The sequence below is a fragment of the Pseudarthrobacter defluvii genome (assembly GCF_030816725.1).
Taxonomy (GTDB): domain Bacteria; phylum Actinomycetota; class Actinomycetes; order Actinomycetales; family Micrococcaceae; genus Arthrobacter; species Arthrobacter defluvii_A.
In genome coordinates, this window is the sequence record NZ_JAUSYG010000001.1 from 3,700,175 (window position 1) to 3,718,025 (window position 17,851).

At 66.4% G+C, this 17,851-nt stretch carries 15 protein-coding genes; 11 read left to right on the plus strand and 4 right to left on the minus strand.

Annotated features, from left to right (window positions below; all coding sequences use genetic code 11):
• Nucleotides 1–129 precede the first annotated feature (129 nt).
• The 4 genes from QF031_RS17190 to QF031_RS17205 all read left to right on the plus strand — a co-directional run bounded on the left by QF031_RS17190 (nt 130) and on the right by QF031_RS17205 (nt 3,056).
• Nucleotides 130–786: a TetR/AcrR family transcriptional regulator gene (locus QF031_RS17190; protein WP_307433455.1), complete on the plus strand. Its 657-nt coding sequence runs from the start codon at nt 130–132 to the stop codon at nt 784–786.
• Between the two features lie 23 nt (nt 787–809).
• Nucleotides 810–1,721: a TIGR01777 family oxidoreductase gene (locus tag QF031_RS17195; protein WP_307430913.1), complete on the plus strand. Its 912-nt coding sequence runs from the start codon at nt 810–812 to the stop codon at nt 1,719–1,721.
• On the plus strand, nt 1,718–2,125 hold the full coding sequence (locus QF031_RS17200; RefSeq protein ID WP_307430916.1) for a hypothetical protein: 408 nt from the start codon (nt 1,718–1,720) through the stop codon (nt 2,123–2,125). The genes QF031_RS17195 and QF031_RS17200 overlap by 4 nt, the downstream gene beginning before the upstream one ends.
• Nucleotides 2,126–2,198: 73 nt before the next feature.
• On the plus strand, nt 2,199–3,056 hold the full coding sequence (locus QF031_RS17205; protein WP_307430918.1) for a hydroxymethylpyrimidine/phosphomethylpyrimidine kinase: 858 nt from the start codon (nt 2,199–2,201) through the stop codon (nt 3,054–3,056).
• A 107-nt stretch (nt 3,057–3,163) separates the two neighbouring features.
• Here the strand turns inward: QF031_RS17205 and QF031_RS17210 are convergent, their stop codons facing one another.
• Both QF031_RS17210 and QF031_RS17215 read right to left on the minus strand, forming a co-directional pair.
• Nucleotides 3,164–4,912, minus strand: coding sequence for a pyruvate dehydrogenase (locus QF031_RS17210; RefSeq protein ID WP_307430921.1), 1,749 nt, complete (start codon nt 4,910–4,912; stop codon nt 3,164–3,166).
• A 174-nt stretch (nt 4,913–5,086) separates the two neighbouring features.
• Complete coding sequence (locus QF031_RS17215; protein WP_307430925.1) at nt 5,087–6,478, minus strand: MFS transporter; 1,392 nt, start codon at nt 6,476–6,478, stop codon at nt 5,087–5,089.
• Nucleotides 6,479–6,706: 228 nt separating this feature from the next.
• Between QF031_RS17215 and QF031_RS17220 the strand changes: the two genes are divergently transcribed.
• The 4 genes from QF031_RS17220 (at nt 6,707) to QF031_RS17235 (ending at nt 10,600) form a co-directional block, all read left to right on the plus strand.
• Nucleotides 6,707–7,378: a response regulator transcription factor gene (locus tag QF031_RS17220; RefSeq protein ID WP_307430928.1), complete on the plus strand. Its 672-nt coding sequence runs from the start codon at nt 6,707–6,709 to the stop codon at nt 7,376–7,378.
• The gene (locus QF031_RS17225) at nt 7,375–8,826 is read left to right on the plus strand and encodes a sensor histidine kinase (protein WP_307430931.1); all 1,452 of its coding nucleotides are present in this window, start codon (nt 7,375–7,377) and stop codon (nt 8,824–8,826) included. Before QF031_RS17220 ends, QF031_RS17225 begins: the two co-directional genes overlap by 4 nt.
• A gap of 46 nt (nt 8,827–8,872) precedes the next feature.
• Nucleotides 8,873–9,844, plus strand: a complete 972-nt coding sequence (locus QF031_RS17230; protein ID WP_307430934.1) for a TAXI family TRAP transporter solute-binding subunit — start codon at nt 8,873–8,875, stop codon at nt 9,842–9,844.
• 450 nt (nt 9,845–10,294) lie between these two features.
• Complete coding sequence (locus tag QF031_RS17235) at nt 10,295–10,600, plus strand: hypothetical protein (RefSeq protein WP_307430937.1); 306 nt, start codon at nt 10,295–10,297, stop codon at nt 10,598–10,600.
• A 1-nt stretch (nt 10,601) separates the two neighbouring features.
• Here QF031_RS17235 and QF031_RS17240 read toward each other — a convergent pair whose 3' ends face one another.
• Nucleotides 10,602–12,116: a helix-turn-helix transcriptional regulator gene (locus tag QF031_RS17240; protein ID WP_307430940.1), complete on the minus strand. Its 1,515-nt coding sequence runs from the start codon at nt 12,114–12,116 to the stop codon at nt 10,602–10,604.
• Between the two features lie 149 nt (nt 12,117–12,265).
• Between QF031_RS17240 and aceA the strand changes: the two genes are divergently transcribed.
• Together aceA and aceB are read left to right on the plus strand one after the other, a co-directional pair.
• Nucleotides 12,266–13,582, plus strand: coding sequence for an isocitrate lyase (aceA, locus tag QF031_RS17245; protein ID WP_307430943.1), 1,317 nt, complete (start codon nt 12,266–12,268; stop codon nt 13,580–13,582).
• Nucleotides 13,583–13,682: 100 nt separating this feature from the next.
• Entirely contained in the window at nt 13,683–15,335 is a 1,653-nt protein-coding gene (gene aceB, locus QF031_RS17250) for a malate synthase A (RefSeq protein ID WP_307430946.1), read from the plus strand.
• Between the two features lie 200 nt (nt 15,336–15,535).
• On the opposite strand, the gene QF031_RS17255 is transcribed toward aceB, so the two are convergent.
• A complete protein-coding gene (locus QF031_RS17255; RefSeq protein WP_307430949.1) occupies nt 15,536–16,729 on the minus strand; it encodes an MFS transporter in 1,194 nt (397 codons plus the stop codon).
• Between the two features lie 143 nt (nt 16,730–16,872).
• Here QF031_RS17255 and QF031_RS17260 point away from each other — a divergent pair, with 143 nt between their 5' ends.
• Nucleotides 16,873–17,832 (plus strand): D-2-hydroxyacid dehydrogenase family protein, encoded by a 960-nt coding sequence (locus QF031_RS17260; protein WP_307430952.1) that lies wholly within the window; start codon nt 16,873–16,875, stop codon nt 17,830–17,832.
• The last annotated feature ends 19 nt before the right edge of the window (nt 17,833–17,851 follow it).

The following is a 17,851-nucleotide window of genomic DNA, read 5'->3' on the forward strand; positions in this document are numbered from 1 at the left end:
CCATTCTCGCACCGCGCTGCGCAACAAAGCTCCTCGAGGAGCAGGGCAGGCCCGCACAAAGCATTTTTTGAACATGTTCAACTGCTGTGGCACACCAGTTTTGAACATGTTCAAAGAATGGGGGATGCCGTGGCGGCGAAGAGCGAACAGACCAGGCAACTGGTGGCGGACACCGCGCTGCGCATGTTCCGTGAGATCGGGTTCGAGAAGACCACCATGCGCGCCATCGCCGCGGAGGCAGGCGTTTCCGTGGGCAACGCCTATTACTACTTCGCATCCAAGGATGACCTGGTCCATGAGCTGTACATCCAGGTGCAGGCGGAGCACGCGGCGCGGGCCTCGGAAGCGCTGGACGGGACTGCCCCCCTGGCTGACCGGCTGAAGGCCACGCTGCATGCCGGCCTTGACGTCATGGCCCCCTACCACCGGTTCGGCGCGGACTTCGTGGCTACCGCCATCCGGCCCACATCACCGGTGAACCCCTTTTCAGCAGGGTCCACGCCTGCGCGGGAGGCATCCCTCGACATCTTCAGGCACACGGTAGAGGGGGCCAAACCTGCCGTAGCCAAGAAGCTGCGGGCCGACCTGCCGGAGCTGCTGTGGCTTTGCTACATGGGGGTCACCCTCTTCTGGGTCTATGACACCTCGGAGGGCCAGCGGCGGACCAGGAAGCTGGTGGACGGCGCGGCCCCACTCATCGCCCGCGGTCTCGCACTGGCCCGCATCCCGGGCGTCAACAAGGTTCTGGACGACGTCCTGGACCTCAGCCGCAGCATCCGCGATTAGGGGAAGAAACATTGGGGGAAAAGATGGGCAGCACAAAGACTGTTGTAGTGGCAGGGGCTTCCGGCTTCATCGGAACCTACCTTCGCCGCCGTTTCCTGGAGGACGGCTGGACAGTGCGCACCATAGGACGCAAGGGAACGGGCGGTTCCGCGGCCGCATGGGATGACGACGACGGAATGGTCCGGGTGCTCAACGGCGCGGACCTGGTGGTGAACCTCGCCGGACGCTCCGTCTCGTGCCGGTACAACCAGCGGAACAAGGCGCTGATCATGGACTCGCGGGCGGCCACTACCCAGGTACTCGGGCGGGCCATCGCGCAGTGCCAGGTGCCGCCGTCGACCTGGCTGAATGCCAGCACCGGCACCATCTACCGGGACGCACGCGACCGCCCCCAGTCCGAAGCCGACGGCGATCTCGGCACCGGGTTCTCCGTGGACGTGGCCAAAGCGTGGGAGGCCGCCCTCGCAGCGGCCACCACGCCGGCCACCCGGAAGATCCCGCTGCGGATAGCCATCGTGTTGGGCCGCGGCGGCGGCGCGCTGGCGCCGTTCGCCAACCTCGCGCGGCTGGGCCTGGGCGGCCACATGGGCGACGGCAGGCAGAAGTTCAGCTGGATCCACGTGGAGGACCTGTACCGCAGCATCCGCTTCCTGCATGCGCGGACCGATATCACCGGACCCGTTAATGTGGCCTCGCCCGATGTGGTCAGCAACCAGGAGATGATGCGCCTGGTGCGGCGGGCCTACGGCGCCCGCTTCGGACTCCCCACCCCTGCGTGGCTCCTGCGTGCCGGGGCCGTCCTGATCCGCACCGAGGTCGAGCTCGTCTTGAAGAGCCGGTGGGTCCAGCCGCAGAAACTCCTGGACGCGGGCTTTGTCTACAGCCAACCGGAGCTTGGGCGGGCCCTGCTGCAGATCGCCAAGGGCCGGGAATGAGCCGCGCGCTCCGCGTTACCTTCGGTCCCGGCGCTTTCCTTCCGGGCGCGTTCCTCACGGTCCTGGTCTTCGGGTTTCCCCTGGGCTTCCCCGGCTATATCTACGGAACGCTCTCCGCACTGTTTCTGGGCATGCCCCTGGCGCTGGCCACCGGAGTCTGCATGCGTCCGGTGCGGAACCAGGCCCTTCATATCCTCGCCATCGGCTGTGCCGGGCTGGTAACCGGAGTCATCACTCTCATGTTCATCACGGGCAGCCACTGGGCCTCGATGTGGGGCACGGTCCTGTGGACAGGATTCTGCGCAGCCCTGGGGCGTGCAGCCGTGGTCGGTCTAGTCTGCACTCACGATGCTGGCGGGGCCCAGTGCAAAGGGGTGCCCGAACCTGCTCCGCTGGAACCCTGACCATACGGCGTCCCGCAGCCGCTGTACGTCACCACATGGAAAGCGCACGACGGCGGGTGGCAGGATGGGGTGCATGACTTCCGTTTCCCCTGAAGCAACGCTGCCCGCCGCAAGTCCCGCCGTCGTCCTCACCATCGCCGGCTCCGAAGCGACTGGTGGCGCCGGCGCGCAGGCCGACCTGAAGACCTTCCAGGAACTGGGCGTCTTCGGCATCGCCAACCTCACCTGCATCGTGTCCTTCGACCCCAAGGACAGCTGGAACCACCGTTTCGTGCCGGTGGACCAGCAGGTGATCGCGGACCAGTTGGAGGCGACGACGGCGGCGTACGGCCCGGCGTCCGGCGCCCCTTCCGCCCTCGACACGGTGAAGATCGGCATGCTGGGCAGCCCGGCCACCATCAATACCGTGGCCGGCGCCCTGCAGGAGAACAGCTTCGCCAACGTTGTCCTCGACCCGGTGCTGATCTGCAAGGGCCAGGAGCCCGGCCACGCGCTGGACACGGACCAGGCCCTGAAAGCCCAGATCCTGCCGCTGGCCACGTTCGTCACACCAAACCACTTTGAGGCGGAGTCGTTGTCCGGCCTGGAGATCACGGATGTCGAGTCGCTGAAGGCCGCTGCCGTCCGCATCCACGAGCTCAGCGGCGCAGCTGTGCTCGCCAAGGGCGGGGTGCGGCTGGAAGGCCCGGACGCCGTCGACGTTTTCTATGACGGCGAGACACTCGAAGTCCTGAGTGCCCCGAAGGTGGGCGAGGTGGCAGTTTCCGGCGCCGGCTGCTCACTCGCCGCCGCCGTGACGGCGGAACTCGCCAAGGGGGCCACGCCGCTGGACGCAGCCCGGACCGCCAAGGAGTTCGTCACCGCCGGCATCCGCAACCGCGTTGCCTCCGGCGCCCCCTTCGATGCCCTGTGGCAGGGCGGCGCCCGCTAACCTCACACGCCATCACTTTTCGCACGAAAACCCGGAACGCGTCTGCAGTTACTGCGGACGCGTTCCTGGTTTAAGGGCGTTAGCTGATGGCGCGTGTGGGAAGGAGACTAGCGCCGGGGGATGTTGCGCAGGTTGCTGCGGGCCATGCTCACGGCCTCCCCCGCCCCGCGGTTCAGGACCACCTTGGACATCGCGGTGGCGAATCCAATCACCTGCGAACCGGAAATCTTGGGCGGGATGGACAGCGCGTTGGGGTCGGTGATGAGCTCCACCAGTGACGGGCCGGGGTGCGCAAATGCTTCCCGGTACGCCGCCTCGATCTGGGTGGGGTCCGTGACCCGTACGGCGTGGAAGCCGAGAGCCTTGGCCACGGCCGCGTAGTTGGCGTCCGGCACGTCCACGCCGAAGTCGGGCAGTCCGTCCACCAGCATCTCGAGCTTCACCATGCCAAGGGTGGAGTTGTTGAACACCACCACGTTCACCGGCAGCTTGTACGCGGTGGCGGTGATGAGCTCGCCGAGCAGCATGGACAGCCCGCCGTCGCCGGAGACGGAGATGACCTGGCGCCCCGGATAAGCCAACTGCGCCCCGATGGCGTGCGGGAGCGCGTTCGCCATCGAGCCGTGCAGGAAGGACCCGATCAGCCGGCGGGTGCCCAGCGGGTTGATGTAGCGCGCGGTCCAGACGTTGCACATGCCGGTGTCCGCGGTAAAGATGGCATCCTCCGCGGCCACCTGGTCCAGCAGTGACGCCGCATACTCCGGGTGGATGGGCTGCTTCTTCTCCACCTTGCGCGTGTAGGCGCCCACGGCCTTGTTCATGAGCCGGTCGTGCTTCTTGAGCATCTGGTCCAGGAACCGGCGGCTCTTCTTGGCCTTCACCAGCGGGATCAGCGCACGCAGGGTGGGCAGCACGTCCCCGTGGACGGCAATGTCGACGTCGGTCCGGCGGCCCAGGCGCTCCGGCGCACGGTCCACCTGGGCGGTGCGGGTGTCCGGGAGGAACTGGTCGTACGGGAAGTCGGTGCCCAGGAGAATCAGCAGGTCTGCGTCCTCAATCCCCTCCGCCGCGGCCCCGTATCCCAGCAGGCCCGTCATGCCGATATCGAACGGATTGTCGTACTGGACAAAGTCCTTGCCGCGCAGCGAGTGCCCCACCGGCGCCTTGGCCAGTTCCGCGAGCGCCATCAGCTCACTGTGCGCGCCCTCAACGCCGGCACCGGCGAAGATGGCCACCTTGCCGGCGTCGTTGATCGCGTCGGCAAGCGCCTGGACGCTTGCAGGGTCCGGGACCAGGGATGCCGGACGGAAAGTGGCCGGCGCAGGTGTGGGGACAACGGCCTCCAGCCCGGCGACGTCACCGGGCAGGGTCACGACGGCGACTCCCCCAAGTCCCAGCGCATGCTGGATGGCGCTGTGCATCACCCGCGGCGCCTGCTCGGCGGTGCTGACCAATTCGGAGTACACAGAGCACTCGTTGAAGAGCCGGTCCGGGTGGGTCTCCTGGAAAAAGGTGGTGCCGATCTGCTTGCTGGGGATGTGCGAGGCGATGGCCAGCACGGGCGCCCCGGAGCGGTTGGCGTCGTAAAGGCCGTTGATCAGGTGCAGGTTGCCGGGGCCGCAGGAGCCCGCGCATACAGCCAGCCTGCCGGTGAGCTGCGCTTCGGCGGCCGCGGCCAGGGCTGCCGCCTCCTCGTGCCGGACATGGATCCAGTCGATGCCGCCCTTCGCGGAGCCTCCCGTCTGGCGGACGGCGTCCACAATCGGGTTGAGGCTGTCGCCCACGATTCCGTAAATCCGCTGCACGCCGGCAGCCTGGAGTTGTTCGATGAGCTGGGTGGCAAGTTCCTTGGCCATGGGTGCAGACTCCCGCGTTTGTTGTGGTGTTCTGACATGGCCAATATAGTCCGCCCGCCTTGGCGGCACTTGGGCGCGCAATCAGCACCCCGGACAAAAGGAGGCGTACGACGGCGGCCTGGCAGCCGCCGTCGTACGCCTCCTTGGTAAACAAGCGCCTAGGTGCCCTGGGGACTAAACGCCGAGGGAATCCTTGTCCTTGTCGCCCTTGGGCGCCTGCTCCCAGGCGTGGCCCTGTTCGTCGTCCAGGTGCGTGGTCTTCTTGTTCTTCAGCGCGAAGATGTAGACCACCAGCGAAATGGCGATCGCGACAGTGACGTAGGTGAAGAACAGGTCCTCCCGCTCCGCCTTCTGGAACGCGGCGCCGATCAGCGGCACGGTGCCACCAAAGAGCGAGTTGGCGATGGCGTAGCCCAGGCCCACGCCCAGCGCACGGATGGAGGCCGGGAAGAGTTCTGCCTTCACCAGGGCGTTGATGGAGGTGTAGCCACCAACGATCAGCAGGCCGCCCATCATCAGCAGGAACGCGGTGAACGGGTTCTTGGTGCCGGCCAGGGTGGACAGCAGCGGCCAGGTGAACAGCACGCCGGTGACGCCGAACCAGAGCAGCAGGGGCTTGCGGCCCACCTTGTCCGAGATGATGCCGTAGACGGGCTGCAGCAGCATGAAGATGAACAGCGCCCAGAAGTTGATCACGGAGGTGTCAGTCTTGGCGATGCCGGAGGTATCGTTCATGAACTTCAGGATGAAGTTGGTGTAGGTGTAGAAGGCCACGGTGCCGCCCAGGGTGATGCCGATGCAGACCAGCAGCGGCTTCCAGTAGCTCGTGAACAGCAGTTTCATGGTGCCCGGCTGGGCCTGTCCGGCAACCGCGGGAGTCTTGGCGGCTTCGATCTGCTCTGCGGAAACGGTCTCCTCCATGGAGCGCCGCAGCCACAGCACCACCAGGGCAGCCACGCCGCCAATGGCAAACGGGATCCGCCAGCCCCACTCGCCCAGGTCGCCCTTGGGCATGACGTTCTGCAGGATCACCAGGACCAGCAGGGCCAGCATCTGGCCGCCGATCAGGGTGACGTACTGGAAGCTGGAGAAGAAGCCGCGGCGCTTGCTGGTTGCTGCCTCGGACATGTAGGTGGCACTGGTGCCGTACTCGCCGCCGACGGAGAAGCCCTGGATCACGCGGACGATGACCAGCAGGATCATGGCCCACAGGCCGATTTGCTGCTGCGTGGGCAGGATGGCGATGGCGAAGGAGCCGGCGGACATCAAGGTCACGCTGAGGGTCAGGGCGGCCTTGCGTCCCTTGCGGTCCGCGTACCGGCCGAAGAACCAGGCACCGATGGGGCGCATCAGGAACGACGTCGAGAAGACCGCCATCGCCTCGAGGCCGGCTTGCAGGTCGTCCTTGGAATTGAAGAAGTGCGACTGGAAATAAGCGGCAAAGACCGTGTAGACGTAGAGGTCGTACCACTCCACGAGGTTGCCGGCCGAGCCTTTGAGGATGTTGCCCACCGCCCGACGGGTCTGGGCTGCCTCCGTGCGGGGCGCGGTATGTTGGGTGCTCATCGGTGAGTTTCTCCTTGTGGTGACTTCGGCCTCCAACGCCGGAGGGCCTCATCCAAGGTATGGGTGATCCACCGCACAACCAACGTGGCGGGGCATTTCCTAACACTTCCTTAGGTTTTGTGCTGCCATTCCTGTACCGCCCGCTGTGGAGTGAAACCTTCCTGCAGGCGGTAGTCTCCAAAGGCGGGGGATGATCCGGACACCGCAAAAACAGCAAGGAAGATGGCAATGGACGTGCTGATCGTCGAGGACGACGACGCCATGGCCGGTGCCCTCACCGCCGCCGTCGAAAGCGCGGGGCACCACGCGCAGCGGCTTGCCCGCGGCGCCGACGCGCTGCTCTCCCACCGGAACTTCCAGGTGATCCTCCTGGACCTGGGGCTGCCGGACATGGACGGGCTGGAGGTGCTGCGCAAGCTCCGGCAGGTGACCGACATTCCCATCCTCATCCTGACCGCCCGCGACGACGAACGCAGCGTGGTCCTCGGGCTCCGGTCCGGCGCCGACGACTACCTGGTCAAGCCGGTCAAGCTGGTGGAACTGCTGGCACGGATCGAAGCCGTGACCCGGCGCACGGGGCGCGTGAGCGGCATCCCGCAGGAGGACGTCATCGTGCTGGACGACCTGGCCATCGACCTGAACCGGCGGACGGCCGCCAAAGCAGGCCTTCCGCTCCCCCTGACCGCCACGGAATTCGAACTCCTCGCGCTGCTGGCACGCCATGCCGGCTCGGTGGTCACCCGGGAACAGATCCTGGACGCCCTGTGGGGTGACGCCTTCCTGGCGTCCTCCCGGTCGCTGGACGTCCACCTCACCGGGCTGCGGGCGAAGCTGCAGAAGCCCGGGTTCATCATCAACGTCCGCGGGGTGGGCTACCGGGTGGAGGCGGCCGGCGCATGAGGCTGCGGGTGCTGGGCGTCCTCAGCGTGCTCTGCCTGGTGGTGGTCTTCCTGATTTCGGGCACCATCCTCACCTCCGCGTCCCGCGAGCTGACCCAGGAACTGCAGATCAACCGGGCAGCGTCCCTGAACCGACTGGCCCAGGTGGCGTTTGACGCAGCGGGCGACGGCGACACCGTGCGCCTGCAGCGGGAAATGGACACGTACTCCGGGCTTTACGGCGAGGGCATCGTGGTCCGCGTGCAGGAGGACACCTTGGAGTCCGGAGGCCTGTCCGCCAGCCGCGCAGACGTGCAGAATGCCTTGTCCCTGGCCAGGCTCAACGTGAGCGGCACGTCGCTGGAACCGCTGGAATTTTTTGGCTCCGGTCCCCGCGTCATCTTCCGCCCCTTCGGCAGTGCAAGCCAGGTCCTGGGCGCGGTGGTCCTGGATGTCCATGCGGACACGGCGCAGCAGAAGCTGCGCGAACGCTGGCTTGGAGTGGGCCTCGCCGCGCTGGCGCTGGCCGCCGTACTCCTGGTGGGGGCGGCCCGGGTGACCGGCTGGGTCCTGCGGCCCGTTCTGCGGCTGGATTCTGCGGTGCGTGAGCTGGAGCGGACCGGGCGCATGGAACGCCTCCCGGAGGACGGGCCGCCGGAGCTGCGGGAACTGGGCCGGTCCTTCACGGCCATGGCCCGGACCGTGAGCGCCAGCATGGCGGCGCAGCGCCAGCTGATCGCGGACACGTCGCACCAGCTGAGGAACCCGGTGGGGGCGCTCCGTCTGCGGCTGGACCTGCTGCAGCTCGAACTGAAGACGGCCCGCGAACACGATGCCGCTGAACGGGCCATGGCGGAGCTGGACCGCGTGGAGGAGATCCTGGACGGGGTGCTGAAGCTTGCGGCCGCGGAGCACCGCGCGTCCGAAGGGTACCTGCGGGCGGCCGGCAGCCCGGGCGAGGCTTCGCCCGCGGAACCGGTGGACCCTTTCCCCATCCTCCAGGGCGAAATTGAACGGGCGGCGCCGCTGGCCGAACAGGCCGGCTGCAAACTGGTCCTTTCCGGCCCGCCGCAGCCGCCGGTGCTGGTTGCCTGCCACCCGGCAGAACTGGCCCAGATGGCCGGTGAACTCCTCAACAACGCCATTAAATATGCGCCAGGTGCCACGGTGACGGCGGCAGTCCGGCTGGAGCAGGACGTTGTGGTGGTGGAAATTTACGACGACGGCCCCGGGCTTTCCGCCGCAGAGCGCACCTCGGCTGCCACCAGGTTCTGGCGGTCCCCCCGGCATGCCGCCGTGCCGGGGACCGGGCTCGGCATGACCATCGTCGGTGAGCTTGCCGCCGCCAACGGCGGACGGCTGGTGCTGGCCGAAACGGCCCCGCACGGGCTGTCAGCAAGGATCGAGTTTCCTGTTCCACCAGCAGGCCAGATGGCGTCCGAATCCAGCGGGGGCGGTGCTCGTGCCTGAAACCGGTGCCCCTTGCAGCCCTTTGTCGCTACCGCCGCGACGGTCCGTGCTGAAGTCAGCCTTCGCCGTCGGACTCGCAGCGTTGCTGCCGCCTTCCCTCAGTTCCTGTACCGGGAGTGACCGCCCGGAGAACCTGGTTGTGGCCGGCGGTGAACCGGGCGGGTTCTACCTGGAGTTCTCAACGCTGCTGGCCGCCGCGCTGGAACGCCATGGCGTTGCAGCCCATGCCCGGGCGGTGGCCACGGGCGGAAGTCTGGACAACATCGCTGAACTGCGCGCCGGGCGGGCTGCCTTTGCCGTGGCCCTGGCTGATGCTGCCGGCCAGGCGGGCGGGGACGGTGCCGGCGGGGACAACGCTGAAATTTCCGCCATCGGGAAGGTGTACGAGAACTACGTCCACTGCGTGGTGCGGAAGGACAGCGGCATCCGGGATATTTCAGGGCTGACGGGGCGCCGGGTTGCTGTAGGGCAGCCCGGATCCGGGACGTCGCTCACCACTCCCCGGCTGCTCGAAGCTGCGGGGCTGGGCACCTCAGCGGATGCCGCTGCGCCCTCCGCCGGAACTGCCGCCGTCGAGAACCTTGGCCTGAATGACGGCATCGCCGCGCTGAAGGCGGGGACCGTGGATGCCCTGTTCTGGTCCGGCGGGGTGCCGACGGCTGCCATCGCCGCGGCCCAGCAGGAAGTGGCGCTGGGACTCCTGGACCTGTCGGGCCTGCTGCCGGAACTGCGGCGGCGGTTTGGCGGCATATACGACCGCGTCCTCATTCCGGAAGGCAGCTACCCCGGAATTCCGGCGGTGTGGACTGTGGGCGCCCCCAACCTGCTCCTGTGCCGCCGGGACCTGGACAACGGCACTGTCGAGCGGACGGTGCAGCTGCTGGTGCATTCGGCCGCCGAACTCATCCCCCAGTCCACCCTGGGAGTGCAGTTCCTCAGCGCGGAAAGCCTCATCAACACCGCTGGCGTCCCCCTGCACCCCGCGGCCGCGGACGCCTACCGGGCCCTGCACGGCTGACCCAAACGCCCGCTCACCTCCTGCAGCAAATCCACCAACGCCCGCTCACCTCTCGCAGGAAATCCACCAACGCCCGCTCACTATTCGCAAGAAAGTGAGCGGGCGTGTCACGAATAACCGCCACGATCTGAGCCAACGTTGAATCAGCTTGCACGCCGACTTTCCACATACGCGCTTCCGGCGTAGCAGGGCCGGCAATTTCGTCCCTACTGTTTGGACATCCGGAACAGTATGAAGCGGAGGAATAGTGTGGGCAGGAACCAGCGTCGACGGGCGGCACGAAGGAACCATGTTTGTATTCCACCCGGAGACCTATGCAAAGCCACCACCACAGACGCGGTGCGCCCCTCATCCAGCAACGTCCGTGAGTTGGAAGCCCTAGCCCCGGCCTTCATCCGGTGGTACGGCAAGCACTCATTCAGTGCAGACATCGAGGAGGTGCTGGAGAGCTTGACACGCTTTTTCCGCTTCTACCCCGAGCTCGAAGGAGCTCGTGCCATCACTGCCCTCGAACCAGCGGAGGCGACCGCAAAGCTGATGTCGCTCATAACGCATGCCCTCCTCGAAGGCGTCATGGCCACCTATTCCCTCATGCGGTTCCTGGACTTCCTCCATGATTCCGGCCGTTGGTCCGGCAGCCAGGAATCATTCCAAACGTTGCACGGCATCCTGGAGGACATCGTGCACTCCGAGGTGCAAGTGATAATTCGCCACCGGCCACTTCCAGACCATGCCACCACCGGAACCGTTGAATAACTCAGCTGCCCGAGTGTGCTTGGAGGAAGCTGTACACCTCGGTCTCATCGACGCCGGGAAAGGCTCCCGGCGGCATGGCGGCAAGCAGGTGCGAGTGGGCCCGGGCGGACGGCCAGGCGTTGCCGGCCCACTCGTTGGTCAGTTCGGCGGGCGGCCGCTTGCAGCAGTTGGGGTCCGGGCAGTTGGACCTGGCGCGGGCGGTGGTTTCCCGCCCGCGGAACCACTTCACATGCTGGTACGGCACCCCGATACTGAGGGAAAACTCGCCGCTCGCGGACCGCTCGGTCCGGGCGGTGCACCAGTAGGTGCCCGAGGGTGTATCCGTGTACTGGCTGTAGGCGCTGAACTTGTCCGGGACATCGAACACTGCCCGTGACGTCCAGGCCTTGCAGGACGGCTGCCCCTCGATGGCGCCGGTGTGGTCCTGGGGGAAGTTGACGCCGTCGTTCTCGTACGCCTTGTAGATGATGCCGCTCTGGTGCGTCTTCTGGAAATGCGTCGTGATGCCCAGGTGCTTGGTGGCCAGGTTGGTGAAGCGGTGCGCGGCGGTCTCATACGAAACGGCGAAAGCGTCCCGCATGTCCTCCACCGCAATTTCCTTGGCCGTTTTGGCCTTTTGCAGAAATTCCACGGTGGCCTGCTCGGGCAGGAGCAGGGCGGCGGCGAAATAGTTCGTTGCCACCCGCTGCGCAAGGAAATCGCCGTAGTTCTTGGGCGTCTCATGGCCCAGGACGTAGTGGCCCAGTGCCTGCAGCAGCACCGAGCGGGGGTCGTGGTCCTGCCGCTGGCTTTGCGTGAGGTAAATTTTGCGGTTCTTCAAATCCGTCACCGAGCGGGTTGAATGCGGCAAATCCCCCACGTGGTGCAGGGTGAAACCGAGGTGCTCGGCGATGTCCGCGATGACGTGCTGGCTCAGCGGACCGGTGGTGTAACCCACCTCCTTGAGGACCTTCTGCGCCTCGGCCTCGTACTCCGGAAAGTAGTTGCCGCGTTCGCGCATCATGGCCCGCAGCTCACCGTTGGCGCGGCGGGCTTCCTCAGGGGTGGCCACCTGCTCGTTCATCTTCTTCTCAAGCTCATGCAGCAGACCCACCTGCGCCTCCAGCACATCCAACGGAAGCCGCGAGCTGATGCGGATTTTGGGTAGATTCAGCGATTCGTACAACGGACCGCGCTGGTAGCGCTCCAGCTCGATTTCGAGGGCGGCGCGGCGGCTGGGCGGCTCGGCCCCAAGCAGCTGATCGATGGTGACATTCAACGCCACGGCAAGGTGCTGGAGCAGCGTCAGCTTGGGCTCCCTCTTGCCGTTCTCGATCAGGCTGAGCTGGCTGGGAGCGGTACCGACGGCGGCGCTCAGGTCATCGAGCGTGAGCCCGGCTTGTTTGCGCAGATGGCGGACCCGGCGGCCCAGCGCATAGACGTCGAGTTCGGGGGCAGCAGCGGTGGACGAGGGCTGGGAAACGTCCCTGTTCCAGCTTGAAGGCGACATTTCTGAAGGATACGTGAAGAAGTGCATTTCTTTCCATACTTTTCATCTAGAAAGGGGGTTGAAAGTGCTGAAAAGTAGGTGTCACGGAAAGAAACACCGCACCGGAAAAGCCGGTGGGAACCTCAACGACGCGGTTCCCACCTACTCCCTCCGGAGCTCAATCAAGGAGATCAACGATGACTGCAGCATTTGAGCCCACCCAGCAGACGCCCGAAGAGCAGGCCGCCGCCCTGGAGCTCGAGTGGGCCGCCAACCCCCGCTGGGAAGGTGTGACTCGGGACTACTCAGCCGCCGACGTCGTCCGCCTCCGCGGCCGCGTCTCCGAAGAGCAGACGCTGGCCCGCCGCGGCTCGGAAAAGCTGTGGAAGCAGCTCACCGAAGAGCACAAGACCGGCGGCTACACCAACGCCCTTGGCGCCCTCACCGGCAACCAAGCCGTGCAGCAGGTCAAGGCCGGGCTGCGCGCCATCTACCTCTCCGGCTGGCAGGTTGCCGCGGACGCAAACAACTCCGGCCACACCTACCCGGACCAGTCCCTCTACCCGGCCAACTCGGTCCCCACCGTGGTCCGCCGCATCAACAACGCCCTGCTCCGGGCGGACCAGATCGAATTTTCCGAAGGCATCCAGACCGTTGAGGACTGGCTGGTCCCGATCGTTGCCGACGCCGAAGCCGGTTTCGGCGGCCCGCTGAACGCCTACGAACTCATGAAATCCATGATCCAGGCCGGCGCGTCCGGTGTTCACTGGGAGGACCAGCTCGCCTCGGAGAAGAAGTGCGGCCACCTCGGCGGCAAGGTGCTGATCCCCACTCAGCAGCACGTCCGCACGCTGAACGCCGCCCGCCTGGCAGCCGACGTCGCCGGCACCCCCACCGTCGTCATCGCCCGCACCGACGCCGAGGCAGCCACCCTGATCACCTCCGACGTCGACGAGCGCGACCAGGAGTTCATCACCGGCGAGCGCACCGCCGAGGGCTTCTACAAGGTCCGCAACGGCATCGAACCCTGCATCGCCCGTGCCAAGGCCTACGCCCCGTACTCGGACCTCATCTGGATGGAAACCGGCACCCCGGACCTGGAACTGGCCCGCAAGTTCGCCGAGTCCGTCAAGGCCGAGTTCCCGGACCAGATGCTCTCCTACAACTGCTCGCCGTCGTTCAACTGGCGCAAGCACCTGGACGACGCCACCATCGCCAAGTTCCAGCGTGAACTCGGCGCCATGGGCTTCACCTTCCAGTTCATCACCCTGGCCGGCTTCCACGCCCTGAACTACTCGATGTTCGACCTCGCCCACGGCTACGCCCGTGAAGGCATGAGCGCATACGTCGAACTCCAGGAAAAGGAATTCGCCTCCGAGTCCCGCGGCTACACCGCAACCAAGCACCAGCGCGAAGTCGGCACCGGCTACTTCGACACCATCTCCACGGCGCTCAACCCGAACGCGTCCACCCTGGCCCTGGTGGGATCCACCGAAGAGGGCCAGTTCCACTAAAACCAGCCTTCCCGCTCGTTGCTCTATCACTTTTGGCCCCTAACAGGCCGCCTTGGCAACCAAAAGTGATAGAGCAACCGGGGTTACCAGGAGACTTCAGATGAACAGCTTCACCGATACCTTCACGATCAACGGCATAACCCTGACCGCGCAGCCCATGTGCCGGCAGGACGAGGTGCTGACGCCGGATGCCCTCTCCTTCATTGCGAAGCTGCACCGGGCCACGGCCGAGCGGCGGCAGGAGCTGCTGCAGGCACGGCGCACGCGGCGGGCTGACATTGCGGCCGGGCAGGATCCGCGCTTCCTCCGGGAGACCGAGCACATTCGCAACGATCCGTCCTGGCGGGTCGCTCCCCCGGCACCAGGCCTGGAGGACCGCCGCGTCGAAATCACCGGCCCCGTGGACAAGAAGATGACCATCAACGCCCTGAACTCCGGCGCCAAAGTGTGGCTCGCGGACATGGAGGACTCCTCCACCCCCACGTGGCGGAACGTCATCAAGGGCCAGCTGAACCTCACCGACGCTTTGGAGCGCCGGATCGACTTCACCAGCGAAGAGGGCAAGGAATACAAGTTGAAGCCTGCCGGCGACCTGCCCACCATTGTGGTCCGCCCCCGCGGCTGGCACCTGCCGGAGAAGCACATGCTCATCGACGGCCAGCCGATCGCCGGCGGCATCGTGGACTTCGGCCTGTTCTTCTTCCACAACGCCCGCCGCCTGCTCGCCCAGGGCAAAGGCCCCTACTTCTATCTGCCCAAGATCGAGAACCACCTGGAAGCCCGGCTGTGGAACGACATCTTCATCCTGGCCCAGGACCTGCTCGGCATCCCGCAGGGCACCATCCGCGCCACGGTGCTGATCGAAACCATTACAGCGGCCTTCGAAATGGAGGAGATCCTCTACGAACTGCGCGACCACGCCGCCGGCCTGAACGCCGGCCGCTGGGACTACATCTTCTCCATCATCAAGAACTTCCGCACCCGCGGCCCCCGCTTCGTGATGCCGGACCGCGGCCAGGTAACCATGACGGCGCCCTTCATGCGCTCCTACACGGAGCAACTGGTCCGTGCCTGCCACAAGCGCGGCGCCATGGCCATTGGCGGCATGGCTGCAGCCGTCCCCAACCGCAAGGACCCGGAGGCCAACGCAAACGCCCTCGAGAAGGTCCGCGCGGACAAGACCCGCGAGGCCAACGACGGCTTCGACGGTTCCTGGGTGGCCCACCCTGACCTGGTGCCCATCTGCCGCGAGGTATTCGACGGCGTACTCGGCGAGCGCCCCAACCAGCTCGGAAAGCTGCGCGAGGACGTCACTCCGGACGACCGCGCCCTCATCGACATCGCTTCCCTGCACGGCACCATCACCGAACAGGGCATCCGGAACAACATCGAGGTGGGCATCCGCTACATCGAGTCCTGGCTGCGCGGCAACGGTGCGGTGGCCATCCACAACCTCATGGAGGACGCCGCCACCGCGGAAATCTCCCGTTCCCAGCTGTGGCAGTGGATCTACGCCCGGGCCATCACGGACCACGGCGAGATCATCAGCCACGACTGGGTGGAGGAACTCCTGGACGAAGAGTTCGCCCGACTGGAACGCTTCGACGGCGACCGGTTCGAGGACGCCCGCGACATCTTCGAGGAAGTCACCCTGGCCAGCGACTTCCCGTCCTTCCTCACCCTCCCCGCCTACGCCCGCTACCTGACCGAAGCCCGCGAAAAGGCAACCGTTGAGGAGCTGGCCGCGGCTTAAGGCAGCACAGAACTTCCGTCCGCCGGGCCGGCACGCCCTTCGCAACAGGCCCCCCGAAATCCGGGGGTGCCGGCCCGGCGACGGAGCATTTGAATCACCCCGCGAGATGGCATTTAAGGGCAATATTCCCAGGAATGATTGCGCTCAAATGCCATCTCGCGGAGGGGTTTAAGAGGAAAGGACGACGGCGGGGCGTCGCCTCAGCGCCCCTTCGGCACCTGCCTCACGGACAGGGTGGTGCTGAGGAAAAAGGTCAGCACCGACACGAGGATGACAAGCAGTGCGGGCGTCCACGATGCCGAACTGTCGTGGACGAAGCCCACCAGCGGCGGGGCCACCGCTCCGAGGCAGTAGCCCAGGCCTTGGACAGTGGCGGACATCCGCCCGGCGGAGGCCTGGTCGCGGGCCAGCTTGATGATGGCAATGAAGATCAGGGTGATGCCGCCGCCCTGGGCAATGCCGCCGGAGGTGGACCACAGCCACCACAGCTGCGGCGCGAGAAGCAGCCCCACGGGAACGGGAAGCCACAGGGCACCCAGGGTGACCGCCACCGCCGTCGTACTCATGTACTTGGCCGCAAAGGGCACGCCGAGCCCGCCCACGATGGCAAGGATCTGGAAGATCGAGGACGCGGCGCCGGCCTGCGCGGCATTCATCCCCAGCTCGTCGTGCAGGTAGCTGGGCAGCCACGCCGTGACGCCGTAGTAGGAAAAAGCCTGCCCGCCGAAGCCCGCCGTGAGCCCGAACGTAATCCAGCCGGAGCGGCTCGCGGCAGCCCGGGGAGTATCCCCGCCGTCCTCAGCCTCGGCCACGAAAGCAGTCCGCGGCCCTACTGCAAGCACCCACACCACCACCGCAGCCACAGCCAGGACGGCGACAGCGGCCAAGGCCAGCCGCCACCCCGTCACTGCCGCCAACGGGGCCATGGCCACCGAGGTCAGGAAGGACCCGATGTTCAGGGCGGCGGTGTAGATCCCCATCGCAGTCCCCTGCCTACGGGGAGCAAAGTCGCGGCGGATGATCAGCGGCACGGCGATGTTGCCCACGGTGATGGCCAGGCCAATAACCACAGTGCCGGCCACCACCAGCGCGGGTCCTCCGGCGGAGCGGAGCAGCACACCGGCCAGAACGCCCAGGATGGTCAGGGTCACGGCGAACTCGGCCCCGAACTTCCGCGCCGCCAGGGAAGCCAACGGGGCTGCGAGCGAGAAGCAGAGTACGGGGATGCTGGTCAGCAGCCCCAGCATGACGGGCGAAAAGTGCAGTTCCGCCTGCATGAGGTCCACCAGGGGTGCGACGGCAACGAACGGGCCCCGGAGGTTCAGCGCCAGCAGGCCGATGCAGGCCAGCAGGACCCAGCTTTTCGGGATGCGGGACAGGACGCGGCCGCTCACAGGGTCAAAATCGGGAATGGGCGTGGATTCATCACTCCCATTGCTATCACGCCCGGCGTTGCTGGAGTTTCAGGCACCCGTCCGGCCGGCGCTGCCATACGATGAACGTGACCCAATGACGCAGGACGCTGGGAAGGACACCCATGACGCACCGCCTGGCCATCCTCGACGACTACCAGGACGTGGCCCACGGCTTCGCGGACTTCACAGCATTGGAGGCGGAGGGGGTCACCGTGACGTCCTACCGTGAACCTTTTGCCTCGCAGGACGCCATGGTTTCGGCGCTGGCAGACACCACCATGGTGATCGCCATGCGCGAGAGGACGGCATTTCCCCGTGAGGTGTTCGAGAAATTGCCGGCGCTTGAGCTGCTGGTCACCACCGGAATGGCGAATGCCGCCATCGACCTGGCGGCCGCGGCCGACCACGGGGTGACGGTGTGCGGCACGCCCGGTTCAGCCACGGCAGCGCCCGAACTGACCTGGGCCCTGCTGCTGGCCATCGCCCGGCACCTTCCCGCAGAGGAGAACTCCGTCCGGGCAGGGACGTGGCAGTCCACCGTGGGTGTGGAACTGGCCGGGAAGACGCTGGGCATCGTGGGGCTGGGCAAGATCGGGCGGCGGGTGGCCGCGTACGGGCAGGTGTTCGGCATGGAGGTGGTGGCGTGGAGCCAGAACCTCACGGCGGAGGCAGCCAAGGAGGCCGGCGCCCGGCTCGTGTCCAAGGACGAGCTCTTTGCGGTGGCCGACGTCGCCACCCTCCATCTGCGGCTCTCCCCGAGGTCGGAGAACACCGTGGGCGAGGCAGAACTGCGGCTGCTGGGCCCGGAAGGCATCCTGGTGAACACCGCCCGCGGGCCACTGGTGGACCAGGAAGCGTTGATCAAAGCGCTGAACGAAGGATGGATCCGCGGCGCCGCCCTGGACGTCTTCGACCAGGAACCGCTGCAGGCCGGCCATCCGCTCCTGGCCGCGCCGAACACCGTGCTCTCCCCGCATCTGGGCTATGTCACGCAGGAAAGCTACCGGCAGTTCTACGGCGGCGCCCTGGAGGACGTCACCGCCTGGCTTGCCGGTTCCCCCATCCGAACCCTCACGGCCTGACCGTTTTTACTACCGGAGC